Consider the following 20945-nt stretch of genomic DNA (forward strand, 5'->3'; position numbering starts at 1 on the left):
GCGCTAAGTGCGTCTCGCCTGTGACTGGAAAGCCGCCACATCCTCTAGCGTATTTATATTTATGAACGTGTCATCTCCGCCCCACGCCACATCCGTCGCGCCGCATAGATCAGCCAACTGGTTCATGGAGATAGACTGATCCAGAGCCAACTGCGCAAAGGCACGCGATAAGTCTGTCAACTGCCACAGTCCAAAACAAGGATGCCGTCCCACATCATCACGCGCCACCGCACTGCTGCCGACGGCTTTCAGGCGAGAGAATAGGTTATTGGGTAGGTTTGGCCCGTCGACAGGCGCGGTGATCACTGCGCTATAGTTGTTCTCTTGCATATACTGCCAAGCCGCATAAAGCCCCGCAACGGGCCCCCTCGGCCCACTCTGCAAATCTGGGAGGGTTTTTAAACCCAGTCCATAATCATGAGACGCGGAGAGCAAAACCGGAGAGAGTTGCGCACAAAGGGTTTCGACAGCCACATCGACCATGCGCCGCTCGCTTAATATCAATTCTGCCTTATCAACCGCTCCCATACGTCGAGACGCGCCGCCACAGAGGATGAGGCCGAAGACTTTTTCGGCTGGCGCAGATGCGTATGAAGAGGGGTGATCCATGACACGACTATAGGCGATTGCACGTCACTTACGAAGACAATATCACCCGTCCAAATACACAAAAGCCCAACTCAAGGTCGGGCGTTTTGATCTGTCCATCTCGAAAAGAAATGGCGCGAGTGACGGGACTCGAACCCGCGGCCTCCGGCGTGACAGGCCGGCGCTCTAACCAACTGAGCTACACCCGCTAAGATGTGGAGGCGCTTTAGCCACTCACCCCCTGCCCGTCAACGCTTGAATGAGCTTATTTGTGAGTTTTCTCTTAGATTTTTTCTGAGTTTTTCTCTTCAAGTCCATTTGGGCTTGGTAATCAGAATAATCATCAGTTAGCAACCGCGCCATACTATCAATAATACCCAAAATACTGACCCCAGTGAAAAATTTAATCACGACGTCTTCATTTATGTCGGGCAATTGCAAAATCCAAAGTAAAATTACGCACGCATAGATGCCTGTGATGTCTCCCGCTCGTGAAATATCAATTTGTCGGATCATAACGCGATGAAACTAAAGCTTACTAGCGATCTGGCGAGATGGTTTTGACAATCCCCACCAAAAGTCCTGCCACCATCAACACCGCATAAACCTTCTCCGTGAAGGAATTAAATCCATAGTAAAAATAAAGCGCCGATAGGCCGATGATACAGGCAATAATCCCTGTGATAGCTTCGCTGCGAGAGATTTTGCGTTTTGTTTGAATAGCCATAAGTTGTGGACATAGCGAAAATATCCAAAAATCTGCTTAAACAGCGCAGTTAATCTGGTCTAAATGCTTGCGTTAACGCGATGTTCGGGACATATAGCGCCCGCTGTCATACGTGACACGGGCGGTTAGCTCAGCTGGTAGAGCATCTCGTTTACACCGAGAGGGTCAGCGGTTCGAACCCGTTACCGCCCACCATGCACTGAGTTGCAGCTTGCCTGCTCTATACTCTTGCAGAGTAAGACCCATACAGTGCGGATGGGTTTCTTTATTTCAAAGTCTCTTAATGTGTAGATGCAGCTCACAAGGCGCGGCTAATGCGCGGCAGCGTCGCCTGGGATCGTATTGGCAGGGGCAAAAGCTAGGCCAGCCAAAGCAGCTTCATCAGACGCTGTCCACTCGATCTTTTTGATCTTCCCCGTCAATGCATGTTCCAAGACCTCGTCAACATTGCTGACCGGGATGATTTCCAGCGCAGATTTCACATTGTCTGGAATATCGGCCAAGTCTTTGGCGTTATCTTGGGGAATCAGCACTGTCTTCACACCGCCACGAAGCGCGGCGAGCAGCTTCTCTTTTAACCCGCCAATCGGCAAGACACGACCGCGTAAGGTGATTTCGCCCGTCATGGCGATGTCTTTGCGGACTGGGATTTGCGTCAGCACAGACACCATTGCGGTAATCATACCAACACCTGCGCTTGGACCATCCTTAGGCGTTGCGCCTTCTGGCACGTGCACGTGAATATCGGTCGTATGGAACTGACGTGGGCTAATGCCCAGCTCGGGGGCGCGCGCTTGAATATAGCTATTGGCGGCAGAAATCGATTCCTTCATAACCTCTTTAAGGTTGCCCGTAATCGTCATTTTACCGCGTCCCGCCATGGAAACAGCCTCGATCGTCAATATATCTCCGCCGACTGATGTCCAAGCCAAACCCGTCACGACCCCGACCTTGTTCTCTGTCTCCGTCATGCCGAACCGGTGCTTCTTCACTCCAAGCAGATCGTCCAGATTATCAGTTGTCACGACCATAGAAGTTACCTCTTTTGAGATAATCCGCTTGAGCGACTTGCGGGCGAGGCGCGCGATTTCGCGTTTCAGGCTCCATACACCAGCTTCTTGCGTGTAATAGCGAATGACGTCGCGCAACGCCGCGTCCTCAATAGAGAATTCAGCGTCCGTCAATCCATGTTCTTTAATTTGATCAGGAATGAGGTGTCGCTTAGCGATCTCAACCTTTTCGTCTTCGGTATAGCCAGGAATACGAATGATCTCCATACGATCTAGCAAAGGCTGTGGCATGTTTAGGCTATTCGCCGTTGTGATAAACATGACGTCAGACAGGTCATAATCAACGTCCAAATAATGATCATTAAATGTATCGTTTTGTTCTGGGTCCAACACTTCAAGCAAGGCCGCAGATGGATCACCACGGTGATCAGAGCCCATCTTATCTATCTCATCAAATAGAAATAGTGGATTGTTATACTTAGCTTTTTTCATAGACTGGATAACGCGACCCGGCATTGAGCCAATATAAGTCCGGCGATGTCCACGAATTTCGCTTTCGTCCCTAACGCCGCCGAGCGATACGCGCACAAATTCACGCCCAGTCGCCCGTGCAACGGATTTTCCGAGCGAGGTTTTACCCACACCAGGTGGGCCAACGAGGCACAGAATCGGGCCTTTGACTTTCTTCGTGCGGGTCTGCACGGCCAAGTGCTCAATAATACGCTCTTTGACCTTATCCAGACCATAATGATCTTTGTCGAGAATGGCTTGCGCCTTGGCAAGATCGCGCTGAACGCGCTTCTTCTTGCCCCACGGCACGGAGAGCATCCAATCGATATAGTTGCGGGAGACATTGGCCTCAGCGCTCATCGAACTCATCTGCTTGAGTTTCTTCAGCTCGGCCGTCACTTTTTCGAGGGCTTCTTTTGTCAGCTTCGTCGCCGCGACCTTCTCTTGCAGTTCGGCCATTTCGTCTGGGCCGTCACCGTTGCCAAGCTCGCTTTGGATCGCTTTCATCTGCTCGTTTAGGTAATATTCGCGCTGGGTCTTCTCCATCTGACGCTTCACGCGGCCACGAATTTTCTTCTCGACTTTCAAAACAGACAACTCGCCTTCGATCAGGCCGAGGATTTGGTTCAGGCGCTCGGCCACATCTGTTGTTTCAAGGAGTTCTTGCTTCTTCTCGATCGGGGCATTGAGATGAACTGAAATGATGTCAGACACTTTGTCAGCATCCGTCGTTTCCGTCACGGAAGTCACAACTTCTTCCGCGATTTTCTTGTTTAACTTGCCATAGCCTTCAAACTGCTCACGCACAGTTTTGGCGAGCGCTTTGGTTTTCTTTGTGTCGGCAATATCAGATGCCGTGACAGCAACTTCAGCTTCTAAGAAATTCTTATTATCTTTGTAAGCTACGACTTGCGCCCGGTCTTGGCCTTCGACCAAAACGCGAACCGTGCCGTCAGGGAGTTTGAGTAGCTGCAAAATCTTTGCGATACACCCTCGATCATAGATCGCGTCAGGCTTCGGATCGTCTTCGCCAGCATCCTTTTGCGTCAAAAGCATGATCCGTTTTTCAGCCGTCATCACGTCTTCAAGCGCCTTGATAGACTTTTCGCGTCCCACAAAAAGAGGCACGACCATGTGCGGAAACACGACAATATCGCGCAACGGCAGGACGGGGAGCGTGTGGGTCTCGGATGGTGTTTGATCTGACATTTGCATCTCTTTTATACGTAACCGACTCTATGTCGGATGAACACTTAAGGTGGGATGCAACGGCGTAGGTTTCAAGGCCTTTACACCCGAATAAACCCACTCACCTTGGTATTTTTACAGCGTCTTGAAGCGCAGTGGCCTAAAATGATCAGGCACAAAAAAGGGAGGCCAAACCTCCCCCTCCGCTATGACGCTTTATCTTTTTTCTTCGCGCTCTCTGCATAAATTAGGAGCGGCTTGGCGGAGCCTTCAACAACTTCGCCGTTAATCACGACTTCTTCGACGCCTTCATAGGCAGGCAAATCATACATGCTATCGAGTAGAATACCTTCCATGATAGAACGCAATCCACGCGCGCCTGTTTTGCGAGCCAACGCTTTCTTCGCAATCGCTTTAAGCGCATCGTCAGAGAATGTCAGTTTAACATTTTCCATGCTAAACAGCGTTTCGTATTGCTTGACCAGCGCGTTACGCGGCTGCGTCAGGATCGTCACGAGGGCTTCGGCATCAAGATCGGTTAGCGTGGCGATGACTGGCAGGCGCCCGACAAATTCAGGGATAAGGCCAAAACGAGTCAAATCTTCCGGCTCAACGCCTTGGAGAATGTCGCCCACACCGCGCTCATCAATTTCTTTCACGCTACCGCCAAAGCCGATGGAAGATCCCTCACCGCGGCTTGAAATCACTTTATCGAGACCCGCAAACGCGCCGCCAACGACAAAGAGTATGTTAGTCGTATCGACTTGCAGGAATTCTTGCTGCGGATGCTTCCGGCCGCCTTGTGGCGGAACAGACGCAACAGTGCCTTCCATAATTTTCAGCAGCGCTTGCTGTACGCCCTCACCTGACACATCGCGCGTGATGGACGGATTATCAGATTTACGTGAAATCTTATCAACTTCGTCAATATATACGATGCCGCGCTGCGCCCGCTCGACATTGTAATCTGCGCTTTGGAGCAATTTCAGGATGATGTTTTCGACGTCTTCGCCGACATAACCCGCTTCCGTCAGAGTTGTCGCGTCCGCCATGGTAAAAGGAACGTCCAAAATCCGAGCCAAAGTTTGCGCTAGCAATGTCTTACCGCAACCCGTCGGCCCAACCAGCAAGATGTTCGATTTCGCAAGCTCTACGTCAGGGTTAGATGCCGCATGGTTCAAACGCTTGTAATGGTTATGGACGGCCACAGACAAAACGCGCTTCGCATAAGCCTGCCCAATGACATAATCATCGAGAATGTCGCAGATTTCTTGCGGAGTTGGCACACCTTCTTGCGTTTTCGCTAGGGCGCCTTTGCCTTCTTCTTTGATAATATCCATGCAAAGTTCGACACATTCGTCGCAAATAAACACGGTTGGCCCAGCGATAAGCTTACGGACTTCGTGCTGGCTTTTGCCGCAGAATGAGCAATACAACGTATTCTTGCTGTCTGTTGTCGATTTGCTCATAGTATTCGTCCGTTGTGTGCCCGTTTATGGGTCGTATCTTTGCAATTTTTGTGCCGCGAGTCAGGACTCGCGACTTAGTAAAGCTGCAATTTCTAACAGCTCTACAATAGTTTTGTTAATCTCGCCTTACACGAGACGTCAATAGCGCATTTTTCGCGTTAGCAGCGAAGCCGTCGCTATTTCTCTTCACCGCGCTTGGCGTAGACGTGATCGACAATGCCGAAATCTTTAGCTTCTTGTGCCGTCATAAAGTGATCGCGGTCGAGCGTTTTTTCGATCGTCGCGTATTTTTTGCCTGTATGTTCGACGTAGATTTCGTTCAAACGCTTTTTCATCGCGAGGATGTCTTTGGCGTGACGCTCAATGTCAGACGCTTGACCGCGGAAACCGCCAGAGGGCTGATGCACCATCACGCGCGCATTTGGCAGGGCAATCCGCATGTCTGGCTCACCGGCACAGAGCAGGAGCGACCCCATAGAACAGGCTTGGCCCATGCACACGGTCGACACTGGGGATTTGATGTACTGCATCGTATCGTAAATCGCCATGCCAGCTGTCACCACGCCGCCAGGGCTGTTGATATACATGCTGATCTCTTTCTTCGGGTTCTCTGACTCGAGAAACAGAAGCTGCGCGGTGATAGAAGCGGCCATACCGTCTTCGACAACGCCAGAGAGGAAGATAATGCGGTCACGCAGCAGGCGCGAGTAAATATCGAAGGCGCGCTCACCACGGCTAGATTGCTCAACCACTGTCGGGATGAGATAATTCGTGGCGTGGTCCATTTGAGCAATAGGGTCAAACATAATGTGTTCCTTGTGGATGGGGCCGCAGAGCGAGTGATTCGGATGACCTACTCTGCCTATGAAATCATTACTGATATATTGAGAGTTTCGCCTTGCAATTCAAGTGCCGTGACTGCGGCGTATTGCAAATAAAAAGCCCGACTGGATAGTCGAGCTTTTGAATCTGCCTGGCGGGCCATGTTTAAATCCAAATCTGGAGCATGGCGCGGAGCATTTTTTGACATTAAATCCCAGAAATTGAACGAAGTCTGTTCATTTTCTGTGATTTTGTTTTGAACAAAAATTGCCCTAAATCATACCATCGTCTTCAAAGAGGGTCTCTTTGTCGACTTTTTTCTCCGTCACTTTAGACTTTTCGATGATCAGGTCGACGACCTTTTCCTCATAGATTGGGGCACGAAGTTGAGCGATCGCTTGTGGGTTTTTCTGATAAAACTCAATGACTTGCTGCTCTTGGCCAGGATATTGACGCGCTTCGGCGATCATAGCTTGCTGAAGCTCTTCATTGGAAATTTGGACTTCGTGCTTCTGACCCATTTCAGCCAGAACCAGACCAAGGCGAACACGGCGCTCTGCAATTTTGCGGTAATCTTTTTCGAGTTGCTTATCAGTTTTCTTGGCGTCGTCTTCGTCCAACTGACCCGCTTCTTTCTCGGCTTGAACCTGTGCCCAGATGTTTGAGAATTCAGCTTCGACCATGCCAGGTGGCAGATCAAATTTGTGTTTTTTGTCCAACTCATCGAGGATCGCACGCTTGAGTTTCATGCGTGATTGCATGTCCAACTGCCCATCATACTGCGTTTTGACAGCTGCTTTGAGCGCTTCCAGATCAGCGAGACCGAATTTCGCTGCAAATTCATCATCGATTTTCGCGTCTTGCTCGCCTTGCACCTCAATAACCTTCGTCGCAAAGACAGCGTCTTTACCGGCCAAGTCAGCGGACTGATATGGGTCAGGGAATGTGACTTTCACATCGAGTTCATCGCCAGCTTTCACACCGATCAACTGATCTTCAAAACCTGGAATGAATGCGCCAGAACCTAGGACAAGCTGATGCCCTTCCATCGCGCCGCCGTCAAAGGCCACACCGTCGACCGTGCCGACAAAGTCGATCAAGACCGCGTCACCTTTTTTGGCTTTGGCTGTCTTGGCTTTCTTCTTATATGATTTTTGACCTTCGCCGAGCTTCGCGACTTCTTCTTCCAGCTCTTTGTCGTCCGCTTCGTGGACAAGGCGTGTGAACTTCAATTTCTCAAGATCAGTCACTTCGAAATCTGGGATTGATTCGACTGTCAGTTGATATTCCAGATCCGCTTTGCCTTTGGTCACGTCATCGCCATTGGCGCGAAGATCGATCTTAGGCTGACCTGCTGGGCGGATTTTATTGTCATTGATCGCTTTTTGCGAGCTTTCATTGACGACCTCTTCGACGAGGTCTTTCATAATGGATTGTCCGAACATTTTGCGGATATGGGCCACTGGCACTTTACCCGGGCGGAAGCCTTTCAGAGAGACCTGCGGCTGCATCTCTTTAATTTTGGCCTCTAACTTCGTTTCCAAATCCTCTTTGGGCACTGTGATCGCGTAAGTGTGTGACAGGCCTTCAGCCTTGAGTTCTTCAATTTTCATGACGGATATCCATCGGGTTGTCGATTGAGCAAGCGCGTGGCCCGTCCCAAATCGGTCGGTTCAAATTTTGGCGCCTTATGTCACGCCCGCAACGCGCTTGCAACGGCGATTATGGGCTGATTTACGGGAAATATCATGCTGGGCCCATGACGGGTCTTGCCGCGTAGTCATATGATATTAACTCTGTGGAGGCAGATACAATTTTATCATGCAACCTTCTTGGTACTTATATCTTGGCATCTTCTTCGGCCCGTTCGTACAAGAAGATGCAGCTGTCCTCGCCGCTGCCACCCTCAGCGCATCTAACCCAAAGCATTTCCCCGTCGTTTTTTTCGTCATCTTGGGCGGCCTGATTTTATCAGATATATGGAAATATTGGATCGGATACACCGCCCACGCTCACCCGCGCGCCAGACGTTTCGCTGAAAAAGAGCGTGTCATCAACATGGCTGACAAAGTTCACAGCAACCTGTTTGCTACGCTGATGACGGCACGATTCGTTCCACTCGCTCGCGTGCCAGCTTATGTGGCATGCGGCTATTTCAAAGTGTCATACCTAAAGTTTTGCGTGATAATCGCGATAACAGCCCTGCTCTATACGACTGTAATTTTTGCAGCTTGCCACCTATTGGGCGAAGTATTTGGCGAACGCTTAGAGGTTATCCTCCCCCTGATAGGCGGAGGCATATTCTTTGTTGTTTTGATCGGCTTTTTCATCAAAAGATGGATCGCACAGCGCGACTGACCAGCTTAACTCGCGACTTCGCCTTCCAGCCACGCAATAATATCTGACATCGCCGCCTTGTTCGCCCCTTCGATCGCCTCAACGATTGCGGACACACGCACAGCGTCGGCCCGCTGTGTTTGTCGTGTCGAGAATGTCCCGAGCAATGTGCGGTCACTGGCGTTTGAAAACGTCACGTCATAGCGAACAATCGCGAGCGGCGCCCGCTCTTCACCTTGATCAAATTGCGCTTCGAAATTCTTGATCGTCAGATGCACACGCGTTTGCGTTCGCGCGCCAGATGACGGCAAAACACCGATGAGCTTTGGCGAAGCCGACATGGCGGAGATGAGCGCATCCTGCACCATAATCGGCGTGACCTCCGCCCATTCCGCGCCGCTCGCCGTTGCCAGACGACTGCCATCTGGCGAGACAACAATGTCTTTGCTCTCGAAATAGGTTGAGGATGCAGGACGGTCAACGCGAATGATTTCGGCGTTAGGCTCTGCGGCGCTGGCGACCTCCGCCGTCGACAAGCGGTAAATTGACGGCGCTGGCGCGGGCTCTGGCAGCAATGAAATACAGCCAGACAGCCCAAGGCCTAAAACCCCTGCCCCTAAAAATCGCAGCGAAGTCATCATTGCGGTATCTCCACAGTTTCCCTTTGCGAGCCAGAGATAAACTGCCCCGGATTTTGCTCTATGCTATCGGCCACACGCCCGAGCGAAATAACGACGCGGCGGATAGCATCAATCGTTTCTTCGAGGTCGGTCAGGCCAGAGTTAGACAAGCGGTTAATCGCGTCGCGCGCATCAACAATCAATTCGTCCGCCCCTGTCGCGGCGGTATCAAATGAACCCAGCGTTTTATCGACCTCGTTCAACGTCTCCTGCAAACGCGCTGCAAGTTCGGTCAAATCTTCTTTAAACACATCATCCACAGACCCAGCCGTTGTCGTGACTGCGTCCGCCGCCGTCGTCACCGCTTTGCCCGCTTTGGAGAAGTCCCGCATCATCTGATTGAGCGCTTGCATATCAAATTCCGAGGTATCTAGGTCGCCCGTGACACGACGCAGATTGACCAAAATACCTTGAAAGTCTTCAATCGCTTCAGGTGACAAAGTTGCATTTATGCGGTTAAGCGCTTTCTGCGCCCCTTCGATAACGGAGCCGCCATCGTCAAGAAACGTATCGATCTGACTCATCTGCCCTTTGATTTGCCGCGTGCCTTTACCCGGTAAATCTTTCAAAAGCGGGTAGCCTTCACCGCCTGAGAAAATTTGAATATAGGTAAGGCCCGTGAGCCCCAACGGTTCCAGCCGCGCATAGCTTTTCGTGTCAACGGGCGTTGCCGTATCGACTTCTATATCAGCCAACACACGATTGGGGTCATTGGGGTCAAGTCGCAAGGCCGTGACGGATCCGACATTCAAGCCGTTAAATCGCACTTCACTGCCTTGGGATAATCCTCGCACTGGGCCGTTAAAGCTGACTTCATACTGATCAAATTGTTGATTAAATTGTGCGCCAGATAACCAAACAATGAAGGCCATAGCTGCGCCCAAAGCGACCAGAACAAAAGCTCCGATGAGCGCATAATGTGCTTTATTTTCCATGCCTTACAGCCTTACTTTCTGCCAGCGCTTTGTGCCGCGCGTGATCGTGCGCCGCCAAAATATTCTTGCACCCATGGATGATCATAGGCCAACACAGCGTCGAGCTTATCATTGATTGGAATACATTTATCAACCAAAACAGCAATGCGGTCACAAATTGCATAGAGCGAGTCCAAATCATGTGTAATCATCAAAACTGTCAAATCTAGCGCATCACGCAGTCCCAAAATCAAATTATCAAAGGCTGTCGCACCAATCGGGTCTAGCCCCGCTGTCGGTTCATCCAGAAATAATAGCTTCGGATCTAGCGCCAGTGCCCGCGCGAGGCCCGCCCGCTTTTTCATGCCGCCCGACAAGTCACTTGGATAGAGTGTCGCCGCATTGGGCGGCAGACCGACCATGTGCACTTTCATATCTGCGAGTTCCCGCATTAACGGCACAGATAAATCCGTATGCTCTCGCAGAGGGATCATAATATTCTCGCGCACTGTAAGGGAGGAAAACAGAGCCCCGCCCTGGAACAGCACGCCCATTTCATTATCGATCTGCGCCCGCTCTTTCGGATCTAACTGTCGTCGATCTTGGCCGAAGAACCGAACAACCCCGCCATCAGGTTCTTTAAGACCCAAAAGTGTGTTCATCAGCACGGATTTCCCACTCCCTGACCCGCCTACAAGGCCGACAATCTCGCCTTGGTTGAGGCGAAAGTCCAAATTCTCATGCACCACATTTGTGCCGAATTGCGAGACGATGCCGCGGGCTTCCACGGGAGGGGCTGTATTATCAAATTCCGTCATTACACGCCTAACTGATAGAAAATGATCGCAAATATCGCGTCGACCATGATGACCGCGAAGATCGCCTGCACCACGCTTGTCGTCGTGCGCGACCCGAGGCTTTCTACACTGCCCGTGACAGCAAGCCCTTGGCGGCAGCCGATGATTGCGATGATTAGACCAAAGAACGGTGTCTTGATCATGCCGACCCAGAAATGCTGAATATCAACGACATCAGCCAGACGCGCGACAAATAGCACAGGCGAAACGTCCGACGCGCCCAGCCACGCCACCAACATCCCGCCAAATAATCCACTCATCATGGCCAAGAATGTCAAAATCGGTGTCGCGATCAGACAGGCAAGCGCGCGCGGGACAACTAGCACTTCAAATGTGTCCAGCCCCATCACGGTCATAGCGTCGATTTCTTGGCGCATCTTCATCGCGCCGATCTGAGCCGTAAACGCCGAATCAGACCGACCCGCCAGCAAGATTGCCGTGATGATCACAGCGAGTTCGCGCAGAACAGACAAGCCGACCAAATCAACCATGAATACACTCGCGCCAAATGTCGCCAGCAGATTGGCCCCCATGTAAGCGATAACGGCGCCAATAAAAAAGCTCAGCACCATGACGATAGGCGCGGCATCTAGCCCAACCTTCTCGACCAATGACACAATAGACTTAATCCGTAATTTGCGAGGGTTGAGTAAGCAGCGGAACAGAACGACGAAAAACTTGCCCAAGAAAGCCAATGTTTCAACGACTTCGACCCAGAAGCGCTCGACCGCAAAACCAACGCGGGCGAGTGTATCAAACCATTGTCGTGTGGTCGCTGCGGGTCGCCCTAATGTTGCATCCGCCGCCATTGCCATAAGTGTCTTTTGTCCGTCACTCCCAACGGCAACAGCCCAGCTATGCGCTGGCTCCCGACCTTGTCGGATAGCGCGCGCCAAGAGGTACGCGCCCGCCGTGTCCAGATCGTCTATGGCACCCAAATCATAATCCACATGACGGAAATCGAGATTGGCAATATCGTCTGACAATGTCTCGTCTAGACCTGCCGCAGTTTCGCGAGTCCAATGGCCTTTCGCGTGGATCGTTAAACGATCCGCGTTTTGAGACAATTCATATTGTGCGAGCTTTGCCAACATGGCAGCAAGGTGCAAAGCGTTGCCTCAAACGTCAAGCAGGGATTACCTTTGGTTCATCTTTTAATCACACAAAAAGTTTGGCCCGTTGCAGGAACATTTCGGATTGCGCGGAGCGCTTTGACGGAAATTCATACGGTCTGGGTCACATTGACGGACGGACATTACCAAGGCCGCGGCGAGTGTCGACCCTATGCGAGATACGGCGATAACGTGGAGAGCGTAACGGCAGAGATTGAAGCGCTTCGCCCCCGCATTGAGGGCGGCATGCGCCTGAGAGAATTGCAATTTGCCCTGCCCCCCGGCCCAGCGCGGAATGCCCTGGACTGCGCGATGTGGGATTTGGAGGCCAAGCGCCAAGGCACATCCGTGACTGCGCTTTTACCCGCACCGCCGCCACAATCACGGCAGACAGCCTTCACGCTCTCCCTCGACACGCCAGAGGGAATGGCCGATGCAGCCATAGCGGCCAAGCAATACCCGCTGCTAAAGATCAAAATTGGCCATGAACACGGGTTGGAATGTGTGAGAGCTGTATACGCCGCGCGACCTGACGCTGACTTAATCGTCGATGCGAATGAAGCAATAGCTCCAGATGAATTACATAATTTCTACGATCAAGTCGCGCACCTCCGAATCGCGCTCATAGAGCAACCGATCACAGCGGGCACAGAGCGCGTTGGACAACTCCCCCAAGGCCCGATCCCGTTTTGCGCGGATGAAAGCCTACACACTGTGGATGACTTGGCGGCCCTCTCGTCATTTGGCTATCGTGCAGTCAATGTGAAGTTGGACAAATGCGGCGGGCTGAGCGCGGCTCATGCTTTGATGCAGCGCGCAAAGGCGGACGGATTTAGTGTGATGGCAGGCTGCATGGTGGCCAGTTCTTTAGCCATGGCGCCGATGATGATCTTGGAAAGCTATGCCGATTATATCGACCTAGACGGCCCGCTATTGCTGGCAAAGGATTGTGAGGACGGGTTGGTCTATGACAAAGGCATTATCAGGCCACCCAGCGCAGCGCTTTGGGGGTGATTGAAGGTTGCGGGGCAAGCAAGGCAGCGGATTGATTGTCTACTAGATAGACGACGTCCGTTTGGCATGTTTCTCGGATTGCTGCACCCGCACACGGGCTCCAAATTCATTCGTGATGTCACGTAAATCATCTACGGCCTTATTATACACCACCAATTCAGTCGTGTTCGCACCATTCAAAGACGCCTCAAACACACGGCCCGCTTCTTTGGCAGCCATCAAAGCAGCTTCAAGGTCTTTGAGTTCCTTGCGCAGAGAACGCTCCGCAGGTGCCATCTCTAAGTAAATTTCAGCGGCACGAGTCGTTTGGATGACATGCTGCTTGGCAAAGCTCATGTCAGCAGAAACAACGGAAATGGGCTTAGGCGTTGCCAGGTAGCCATCATCCGCAGACGCTGTCACATTCTTATTTTCCAGGCCGTTTAATAGCACTTTCGCTGCAGACCGCATACGCTTGCGGGACGTCTTGGCGACGAAACCCTTATTTGTGAAAGCTGCCTTGAGTTTTGCGGCGGCGCGTTCAACCACATTAACATCCGCTTGCGCCGTATTCGTCGCGGCAGGTGCCGTCATTTCATTCAAATCAACCGTCGCACATCCCGTTGCCAGCAAGCTAGCCGCGCAAAGAGTGACGATATGTTGTGTCCAATGAAGGCGCATATGTAGGTCCCGAATTAGAACCCCCCAGCACGTACTACACGACTGGAAGATCTGCTTACCCCACATAAACATAATATGTTGAACATTAGCTGAATAGCTAAGGTTAGCACTATCTTAATTGTGCGATTTCAGCACGACAAGAGGTTAATCACAGTTAAATAATTTGTAATGTGACTACCCCGCGAATAGCGGCGCAATCCAATAAAGCCAAGTTCAATGACCTATTTCGTTTCTAAGACCTTTAAAATCTTCGTTAGTAATAAAATGACGATTCCGAGCAGAATAAATATAACCAAGTTTTGGTTTACTTGCGCTTTGATCCAGACATCATATTCTTTCCATGTGCCTAAAATAAATACCACACCCATGAACAGCGGCGCGACCCATTTGACGAAGAACATCACGAAACGCCCGAGCGATTCGCCCTCTCCCGCCAGTTCTTCTGACAGGATGACCTTGCTCAAACGCCAGCCTGTAAACAGCACGATCAGGAGCGCAGATAACGGTGCCAAGATTGGGCCCGCGAGACCTGTGTCGATAAACTCAAAGAAATCTGACGAAAATAGCGACCCAAGGCCCACGACCGTGATAGCTGCACCCGTGATCCAAGCCGCTTTCGCTTTGGTCATGCTGAACTTCTCTGCCACATAAGCGACCGATGGCTCTAGGAGCGACACAGATGATGTGATCGCCGCGAAGAACGCCAAGAAGAAGAAGGCTGCGCCGATATACCAATATTCAGACAAAGCCGTGGGCAATGTCTGGAAGAAGAGGCCCGCGCCGCCCGCGCTGTCCAAACCATGCGTGAAAACGATCGGGAAGATTGCGAGGCCCGCCGTAATCGCAACCAGCGTATCGACAAGCGAAATCGTAACCGCGGCCTTTGGAATACTAACATTACGCGGCAAATATGAGCCGTAAGTGATCATAATCGCATTACCAATCCCGATAGAGAAACACGCTTGGCCGAGAGCTGACGTTGCGACTGCGGGTGTAATCTTGGAAAAATCAGGCGTAAACATAAAGGACACGGCTTTCGCTGTGCCGCCCGTGGCCATGCCTGTAATCACAGAATATGCCGCAAGACCTATTAGTAGAACAAAGAATAACGGCATGAGATATTTCGCCGCCAACTCGATGCCTTTATTCACGCCGCGCGAGACTAACCAAATCGTGATCCCTGCGAAAATAAAGAAATAAGGCAAGACCTGTGTAGGATCTCCGAGCATTGTCTCGAATTTCCCAGAAATGACCTCTGGTGATTGCCCTGCAAATGAATTGCCGAGGAAACGAACTAAGTAATTTAAAACCCAAGCAGCGACGACGCAGTAAAAACTAACAATCAAGAATGACGCCGTCATCCCTAACCATGCGCCCGCAGCCCAAGTTTTCGTCACGCCGCTTCGGACTGCCAAATCATTTTGTGATCCCACCGCACTGGAAGACTGCCCCGCCCGACCGATTATGAATTCGCTCATCAAGACTGGGATGCCAATGAAAAAGATACAGGCGACATAGACAACCAAAAAAGCTGCGCCGCCATTCGTCCCGAGTTCAGATGAAAATCGCCAGAGATTTCCGAGCCCTACCGAGGAGCCGACTGCGGCCATTGTAAATGCAAAACGTGATGACCACTGAGCCGTGCCTGGAGCTGCCATAAGATTGATCCCTAAATATTTTTTCATTTTGATTAAGGGAAATAACCCTCACGTCAAGCGCCTTGACCTGTCGGGCAAAATCTTAGTAACACACTTTTAAAGTGTATTACTTACAGTTGCGTTATGATAAACCATCAAGCCAAGCCTCAGAGCATGAATAGTGAGCCCAGCTCAAACAAGAGAGTCCGACCCATGCGTATTTTGCTGGCAGAGGATAATGACGCCAATCGACTGATCGCACGCTCTATTTTGGAACGTGACGGACATAGTGTGGTGTCAACGGTTGACGGAAAATCAGCACTCAAAGCCTGCACCACGGCCCATTATGACGCCGTTCTATTGGATATTATGATGCCAGGCATGGACGGGTTAAAAACACTACGCCGCATTAAGGCCCTCAAAAATGCCAACTCGAAAGTCCCCATTTTCGCCCTCACCGCATTCTGTAGCCCTGCCGATCAAACGCGCTACCGTATGGCGGGCTTTAACGGAATCCTTCCAAAGCCGCTGCGAAGCGGACAATTTGATCGGTTAGTTCTACTCTACAGTGCAGGCGATGTGCCGCCTCCCGCAATCCTTCCTGCAAAGCTGGTTACGGCCTTTGACGAGAGCCCATTGCTAGATGACCGCGTAATAGCACAGCTCAATAGCATTGAAGACAAGGTCGCCCTTAAGACGGTTGAACAGCGGTTTTGGGACGGTGTGAAAGCTAGTCTTGAGACGATAGAACAGGACCGTCATCTTGTCTTGCAAGGCGACATATCCGCCATCACCCGCTTTCGCGGCGCTGTGCATGCTATCAAAGGCTCTACCGCGACTATCGGCTTAGCGCGGGCTAGTCATATCGCAAAGTCACTCCAAAATGCGCCGCCCGGGGATACGCCAAAATTGTTGCAGCTCTTATGCGCCTGCCTCGCAGGGTCGCGCACACCGCTGCAAGACGCCCTCCATGCCCCGCCTGAGCTATTGATAGGTTCGCGGTAGCTCTACATTGCGGTGTAGATGCGCCGATAGGATCAAGCCAAATCCGCCCATAACGGCAAGGATAACAGTCCCGCCATAAGAGATCAGGGGCAAAGGCACCCCAACGACGGGGGCGAGGCCCATCACCATGCCAAGATTGATAAAAATATAGAGTGTAAATGTCGTCGTCAGTCCTAAAATCAGCAATTTAGAAAACGCATTTTTGCACTGCCAGGCCAGCCAAATACACAGTGCGATCACGGCCATATATATCCCAATCGTCAGCAAACTCCCGATCAAGCCGAACTCCTCCCCAATCACAGTGAAGATAAAATCTGTGCGGTTTTCAGGCACATAATCGCCCTGCCTCTGCGTGCCGTTCATAAAGCCTTTGCCGTTCACGCCCCCACTGCCCAGCGCAATTTTAGACTGAGTGATATGGTAGCTGGCCCCTGTTGGGTCACGGGACGGATCGAGAAACGTCCAAATCCGCGCGCGCTGATATTCCTTTAGCCCAAAGCGAAAAAAGAGCGGAATAGCGATCACAGCGCCCAAAGCCGCCCCGCCAATCACACGCCAATTCACACCTGATAAAAATACAATCGCAATTCCCGTTGCTGCCAGCAGAAGCGATGTGCCCAAATCAGGCTGTCGTAAAATCAGCGCCATAGGCAGAACAATCAGCAGAGCGCCCCCCGCCAGACCCGATATTCGCGAGACCCGCCAATCTGGTAAATCATGGTAATATCGCGCAATCGCCATAACGATAGCGGGCTTCATAATCTCTGACGGTTGTAAGCGCATAAAGCCTAAATCGACCCAACGCTGAGAGCCATTTACGCTGATCCCAAAAAACTCAACTGCAATCAAAAGCAAAAGCGCCCCAGCGTAAGCGGGGTATGCGAGGTTATACCAGACACGAATATCAATCAGCGCGACAATCAGCATAATGAGTGCGCAAACGCCTATCCGCACCATGTGCTGCATTGCGCCTTGCGTCCAAATTCCGTCTGTTGCGGAATAAATCATAACAACACCGACCATGCCGATTAGCATAATCAGCGCGATCAGAAGCCAGTTTAATTCATAGAGTTTCGTCTGCAGACTACGGCTGCTCTCAAAGCTTCCACTCGCGCCTAGCCCTCTCATAGTCGCACCGGTTTATTCTTGGAGGGTTCGCTATTTTCCGTGCGAGGGCCAAGTCCGTCGCGTTTAAGCGCTTCCGCCAAGACAGTCCGCGCCAGTTGCGCCGCGCGACGTGACCCTGACCCGCCATGTTCCACGACACATCCCACCGCAAAGCGCGGCTGAGCATAGGGGCCATAAGCGACGAAAATTGAATGATCGCGTAGCTTCCAAGGGAGGGCTTCATTCTTGCGGACACCCGATGCCCGCTCGCTCGCCGAGATACCGCGTACTTGCGCTGTGCCTGTCTTAGCAGCAATTTCGATGTCTGGCAGACCGATATTACGGCTCGCCACACCTGTGCCGCCTTCCTCATTGACAACGGCCCACATAGATCTTTGCACATAGGCCAAATGCCGCGGGTTGATGTTGAGTTCCAACGGCTCACGCAAATCCTGACCAACGATCAAGGTCGGTGACACAGCATATTTCGCATTGGCAATCCGCGCTGTCATCACCGCCAGTTGCAGCGGCGTCGCCAGCACAAAGCCCTGCCCGATCGACGCGTTCAGTGTATCGCCCATGCGCCAAGCTGATCCTAGCTTATCCTGCTTCCAAGTCGGGTCGGGGACAATTCCAGACTTTTCGCCCGCAATGCCAACATCATGCCGCTGCCCTAACCCCAGACGCCGCGCCATGTCAGCAATACGCTCGATCCCAATCACTTGAGCGATCTCGTAAAAATAGGCGTCGCAACTATGCTTTAACGCGTCATGCATATCCATGCGGCCATGGCCTTGCCGCTTCCAGCAATGAAACGTCCGATTGCCAAGGCGTAACCGACCCACGCAGAAAACATCGCGCGACGGATCAATCATCTTACTCTCAAGCGCGGCGAGCATTACGACCATTTTGAACGTCGACGCAGGCGCATAACCGCCGCTGATCACTTTGTTATATTGCGGGCGCCGCTCGTCATTGTTCAGCGCGTCCATGTCCGCCTGTGTCAGGCCCGACACAAACAAATTCGCGTCATAGCTCGGCATAGAGAGCAAGGTGCGCAGCTCCCCTGTCATAACGTCCATCACCGCCAGGCCGCCACTGTCTTCACCGAATTGTTCAGCGGCAAAGCGTTGTAAAGGCGCGTCGAGCGTTAGCCAGACATCTTTGCCTGGCGTGGCCCTGTCTTTGGGGTCGGGCCATTCCCGCACGATGCGACCCATAGCGTTGACTTCGACTTTCAGCCGGCCTGCGGAGCCGCGCAATGTGCTTTCGGCCGCCGCTTCGACGCCTGTCTTCCCAATGCGGAAAGTAGGCTGCCGCAAGAGCGGGTCACGATCGACTTCCATATCTTTATCATTAGCCCGGCCGACATATCCCAAAGTGTGCGCAAAAACCCCGCCATTCGGATAGGATCGCCCCTCACCCGCTTCGGGAATAATTCCAGGCAGATTGTGCATTTTCATATTGAGCGTCGAAAACGTCTTCCAGTCCAAATGATCTTTGATCATGATTGGGATAAACTTTGCGTTTTCGCGAATATCTTTCTTGATGCGCTTAATCGCGGCCTCATCAAGCCCCACTATATCGCTTACTCGCGCAAGGGTTTGGTCAATATCTTTTGTTCGTTCCGGAATGAGGACAGCCCGAAAATCTTGACGATTTTCCGCAAGCTTTTCGCCGTAGCGATCCAAGATTTTACCCCGGACAGGGAGGATCACGTTGAAGTTGAAACGGTTGTTCTCGGACAGCGTCAGGTAATCCTCGGCCTTTTCGACTTGCAGATAAAACAAGCGACTGGCCAGCACACCGAAAATGCCAACGCCGCCAAGCCCCATCATCGCAGCGCGACGATTAATGATAGTGCCGTCTGATTTTCCGCTCTCAGCGTTCACTTAAAAATCCCTATCATCTGCATCAGTTAAAATGTAGCGCAGACCACCGCGCAGGGCAAAAACGATTGGCAGTAGAACTGTTACAAGGCCGACTTGACGCGCTAGAGACAGCGTATTTGGCAGCACACCATAAACAAACCAACCCGTGACCACGAGCAAGACCAAGCCCGTAATGAGAGCCACCACCCAATACTGCACCGCCTGCACAAAGCCGATAGGCTTGGCGCGGCGATCAGGGCGCAGCACGGCGAACACAGCGAGATAAATAATCGCCCATTGCCCCGGCGCACCAGCACTGCCCCAATCCACGAATAATCCAACCGCGAGAAATAGCGCGATACTATAAACAGACGGCACTTGCCTCGGCCACAGCGTGATTAAAAGAAGCGGAAGCCATGTCAGGGCTATGGTGGATCCGCTAATATTCAGGCTCACGAAAGACATAAGCGCGGCAAAAATTAGCGCCAAGGTCGCAGGGACAATGCGACTACTCTGTCGCGTTGATGATGTGGTTTGATAGACCATCAGCCTGGCTCTGTCGTTGTGGCAGGGGGATCAAGTTCGAGATCATCTTCCGTCAACGTAATTGGCACGAAGGGTGACACCCAAACCCAATCCAAGGCTTGGCTGTCTGATCCCAGTTGAACGCGCAACTCGCCGCGCTCGCCGCGAACAACTTCGCCAATGAACAATCCACGCGGCAACATCCCGTCATCACCGGACGTAATCACGACATCCCCAGCCGCCCATGGCGCGCCCTCAGCAACGAAAGATAGTTTAGGCTGTGGTAAGTTATCGCCCGCTAAAATCGCGCGGCTTTCGTGGTCGCGAGCCATGACGGAAATGCGGCTGTTCAAATCCCCGAGCAATAAAACACGGGACGATGTCTTCCCGATATTGATGATATGCCCAATCAGGCCGTCCGCACTCATCACTGGATTGCCGATCATAACGCCTTGCTCCCGACCGACGTTGAGAAGCATCGAACGCACGAACGGGCCATCGCTCTCGCTAACTGCGCGGGCGCCAATTTTTTTAGCGGCAGATCTGTCTTCGTATTGACGGCTAATATTTGCTCATACCGACTGACTTTCATCCGCATGACATCATAGAGGGCTTGGGATTCGCGAAGTTGTTGCAGCTCCGCCCGCAAGGCTTTGTTCTCTTCAAAGGCGCGCGCGCGGTCGCGAAACCCAAATATCAAATTTTCGAGCGAGCGCACGGGTTTAGACAGAACCGCAATCGCAGGGCTGTTGATATTGTCCAAGGTGCTCGGGGTTGATACGCGCAGCCTTGCCGAGTCGCGTGTTACAACTAAGAAGAACCCGGCGACGATAAATGCCAAGATCAAGACCCAGTGCGTTAACCCGTCATCATCTCGGTTAGACAGGGCCATGTTGTGCCTTGCGCCTCTTC

Annotated in this window: 20 protein-coding genes and 2 tRNA genes; 4 read left to right on the plus strand and 18 right to left on the minus strand. The window is 51.8% G+C overall.

Features of this window, described 5'->3' with window-relative positions:
* Nucleotides 1–3: 3 nt before the first annotated feature.
* From mobA to AB8615_RS06575, 3 genes are all read right to left on the minus strand, one after another.
* Nucleotides 4–609, minus strand: a complete 606-nt coding sequence (gene mobA / locus AB8615_RS06565; RefSeq protein WP_409431829.1) for a molybdenum cofactor guanylyltransferase — start codon at nucleotides 607–609, stop codon at nucleotides 4–6.
* A 111-nt stretch (nucleotides 610–720) separates the two neighbouring features.
* Nucleotides 721–797, minus strand: a tRNA-Asp gene (locus tag AB8615_RS06570).
* 329 nt (nucleotides 798–1126) lie between these two features.
* Nucleotides 1127–1315 carry a hypothetical protein gene (locus AB8615_RS06575; protein WP_409431830.1) on the minus strand — a complete coding sequence of 63 codons (189 nt, stop codon included), beginning with the start codon at nucleotides 1313–1315 and terminating at the stop codon, nucleotides 1127–1129.
* 119 nt (nucleotides 1316–1434) lie between these two features.
* Here AB8615_RS06575 and AB8615_RS06580 point away from each other — a divergent pair.
* A tRNA-Val gene (locus tag AB8615_RS06580) sits at nucleotides 1435–1510 on the plus strand.
* Between the two features lie 116 nt (nucleotides 1511–1626).
* Here the strand turns inward: AB8615_RS06580 and lon are convergent.
* From lon to tig, 4 genes are all read right to left on the minus strand, one after another.
* A complete protein-coding gene (gene lon / locus AB8615_RS06585) occupies nucleotides 1627–4044 on the minus strand; it encodes an endopeptidase La (RefSeq protein WP_418151930.1) in 2418 nt (805 codons plus the stop codon).
* 185 nt (nucleotides 4045–4229) lie between these two features.
* A complete protein-coding gene (gene clpX / locus AB8615_RS06590; protein WP_409431832.1) occupies nucleotides 4230–5492 on the minus strand; it encodes an ATP-dependent Clp protease ATP-binding subunit ClpX in 1263 nt (420 codons plus the stop codon).
* A 176-nt stretch (nucleotides 5493–5668) separates the two neighbouring features.
* The gene (locus AB8615_RS06595; protein WP_409431833.1) at nucleotides 5669–6298 is read right to left on the minus strand and encodes an ATP-dependent Clp protease proteolytic subunit; all 630 of its coding nucleotides are present in this window, start codon (nucleotides 6296–6298) and stop codon (nucleotides 5669–5671) included.
* A 288-nt stretch (nucleotides 6299–6586) separates the two neighbouring features.
* Nucleotides 6587–7927, minus strand: coding sequence for a trigger factor (gene tig / locus AB8615_RS06600; protein ID WP_409431834.1), 1341 nt, complete (start codon nucleotides 7925–7927; stop codon nucleotides 6587–6589).
* Between the two features lie 208 nt (nucleotides 7928–8135).
* On the opposite strand from tig, the gene AB8615_RS06605 reads away from it, so the two are divergent.
* The gene (locus AB8615_RS06605; protein ID WP_409431835.1) at nucleotides 8136–8672 is read left to right on the plus strand and encodes a DedA family protein; all 537 of its coding nucleotides are present in this window, start codon (nucleotides 8136–8138) and stop codon (nucleotides 8670–8672) included.
* 5 nt (nucleotides 8673–8677) lie between these two features.
* On the opposite strand, the gene AB8615_RS06610 is transcribed toward AB8615_RS06605, so the two are convergent.
* From AB8615_RS06610 to AB8615_RS06625, 4 genes are read right to left on the minus strand one after another with little or no spacing between them, the layout of a single operon-like run.
* On the minus strand, nucleotides 8678–9292 hold the full coding sequence (locus AB8615_RS06610; RefSeq protein WP_409431836.1) for an ABC-type transport auxiliary lipoprotein family protein: 615 nt from the start codon (nucleotides 9290–9292) through the stop codon (nucleotides 8678–8680).
* Complete coding sequence (locus tag AB8615_RS06615; protein ID WP_409431837.1) at nucleotides 9289–10266, minus strand: MlaD family protein; 978 nt, start codon at nucleotides 10264–10266, stop codon at nucleotides 9289–9291. Before AB8615_RS06615 ends, AB8615_RS06610 begins: the two co-directional genes overlap by 4 nt.
* A gap of 11 nt (nucleotides 10267–10277) precedes the next feature.
* Nucleotides 10278–11063, minus strand: a complete 786-nt coding sequence (locus AB8615_RS06620; protein WP_409431838.1) for an ABC transporter ATP-binding protein — start codon at nucleotides 11061–11063, stop codon at nucleotides 10278–10280.
* A complete protein-coding gene (locus AB8615_RS06625) occupies nucleotides 11063–12211 on the minus strand; it encodes an MlaE family ABC transporter permease (RefSeq protein ID WP_418151934.1) in 1149 nt (382 codons plus the stop codon). Before AB8615_RS06625 ends, AB8615_RS06620 begins: the two co-directional genes overlap by 1 nt.
* A gap of 33 nt (nucleotides 12212–12244) precedes the next feature.
* On the opposite strand from AB8615_RS06625, the gene AB8615_RS06630 reads away from it, so the two are divergent.
* Nucleotides 12245–13228 (plus strand): dipeptide epimerase, encoded by a 984-nt coding sequence (locus tag AB8615_RS06630; RefSeq protein ID WP_409431840.1) that lies wholly within the window; start codon nucleotides 12245–12247, stop codon nucleotides 13226–13228.
* A 42-nt stretch (nucleotides 13229–13270) separates the two neighbouring features.
* Here the strand turns inward: AB8615_RS06630 and AB8615_RS06635 are convergent, their stop codons facing one another.
* Both AB8615_RS06635 and AB8615_RS06640 read right to left on the minus strand, forming a co-directional pair.
* On the minus strand, nucleotides 13271–13888 hold the full coding sequence (locus AB8615_RS06635; protein WP_409431841.1) for a hypothetical protein: 618 nt from the start codon (nucleotides 13886–13888) through the stop codon (nucleotides 13271–13273).
* A gap of 221 nt (nucleotides 13889–14109) precedes the next feature.
* Nucleotides 14110–15546, minus strand: coding sequence for a sodium-dependent transporter (locus AB8615_RS06640; RefSeq protein WP_418151936.1), 1437 nt, complete (start codon nucleotides 15544–15546; stop codon nucleotides 14110–14112).
* A 192-nt stretch (nucleotides 15547–15738) separates the two neighbouring features.
* On the opposite strand from AB8615_RS06640, the gene AB8615_RS06645 reads away from it, so the two are divergent.
* Nucleotides 15739–16530 carry a response regulator gene (locus AB8615_RS06645; RefSeq protein ID WP_409431843.1) on the plus strand — a complete coding sequence of 264 codons (792 nt, stop codon included), beginning with the start codon at nucleotides 15739–15741 and terminating at the stop codon, nucleotides 16528–16530.
* Here the strand turns inward: AB8615_RS06645 and rodA are convergent.
* The 5 genes from rodA to AB8615_RS06670 are packed head-to-tail and all read right to left on the minus strand — an operon-like array spanning nucleotide 16510 to nucleotide 20925.
* The gene (gene rodA, locus AB8615_RS06650) at nucleotides 16510–17658 is read right to left on the minus strand and encodes a rod shape-determining protein RodA (protein WP_409431844.1); all 1149 of its coding nucleotides are present in this window, start codon (nucleotides 17656–17658) and stop codon (nucleotides 16510–16512) included. The genes AB8615_RS06645 and rodA overlap by 21 nt on opposite strands.
* Nucleotides 17655–19529 carry a penicillin-binding protein 2 gene (gene mrdA / locus AB8615_RS06655; RefSeq protein WP_409431845.1) on the minus strand — a complete coding sequence of 625 codons (1875 nt, stop codon included), beginning with the start codon at nucleotides 19527–19529 and terminating at the stop codon, nucleotides 17655–17657. Before mrdA ends, rodA begins: the two co-directional genes overlap by 4 nt.
* Nucleotides 19530–20054, minus strand: a complete 525-nt coding sequence (locus AB8615_RS06660) for a hypothetical protein (protein ID WP_409431846.1) — start codon at nucleotides 20052–20054, stop codon at nucleotides 19530–19532.
* Entirely contained in the window at nucleotides 20054–20512 is a 459-nt protein-coding gene (mreC, locus tag AB8615_RS06665; protein WP_418153065.1) for a rod shape-determining protein MreC, read from the minus strand. Before mreC ends, AB8615_RS06660 begins: the two co-directional genes overlap by 1 nt.
* The gene (locus AB8615_RS06670) at nucleotides 20476–20925 is read right to left on the minus strand and encodes a hypothetical protein (RefSeq protein ID WP_418151939.1); all 450 of its coding nucleotides are present in this window, start codon (nucleotides 20923–20925) and stop codon (nucleotides 20476–20478) included. Before AB8615_RS06670 ends, mreC begins: the two co-directional genes overlap by 37 nt.
* Nucleotides 20926–20945: the final 20 nt, after the last annotated feature.

The organism is Litorimonas sp. RW-G-Af-16 (assembly GCF_048319245.1).
Taxonomy (GTDB): domain Bacteria; phylum Pseudomonadota; class Alphaproteobacteria; order Caulobacterales; family Maricaulaceae; genus Litorimonas.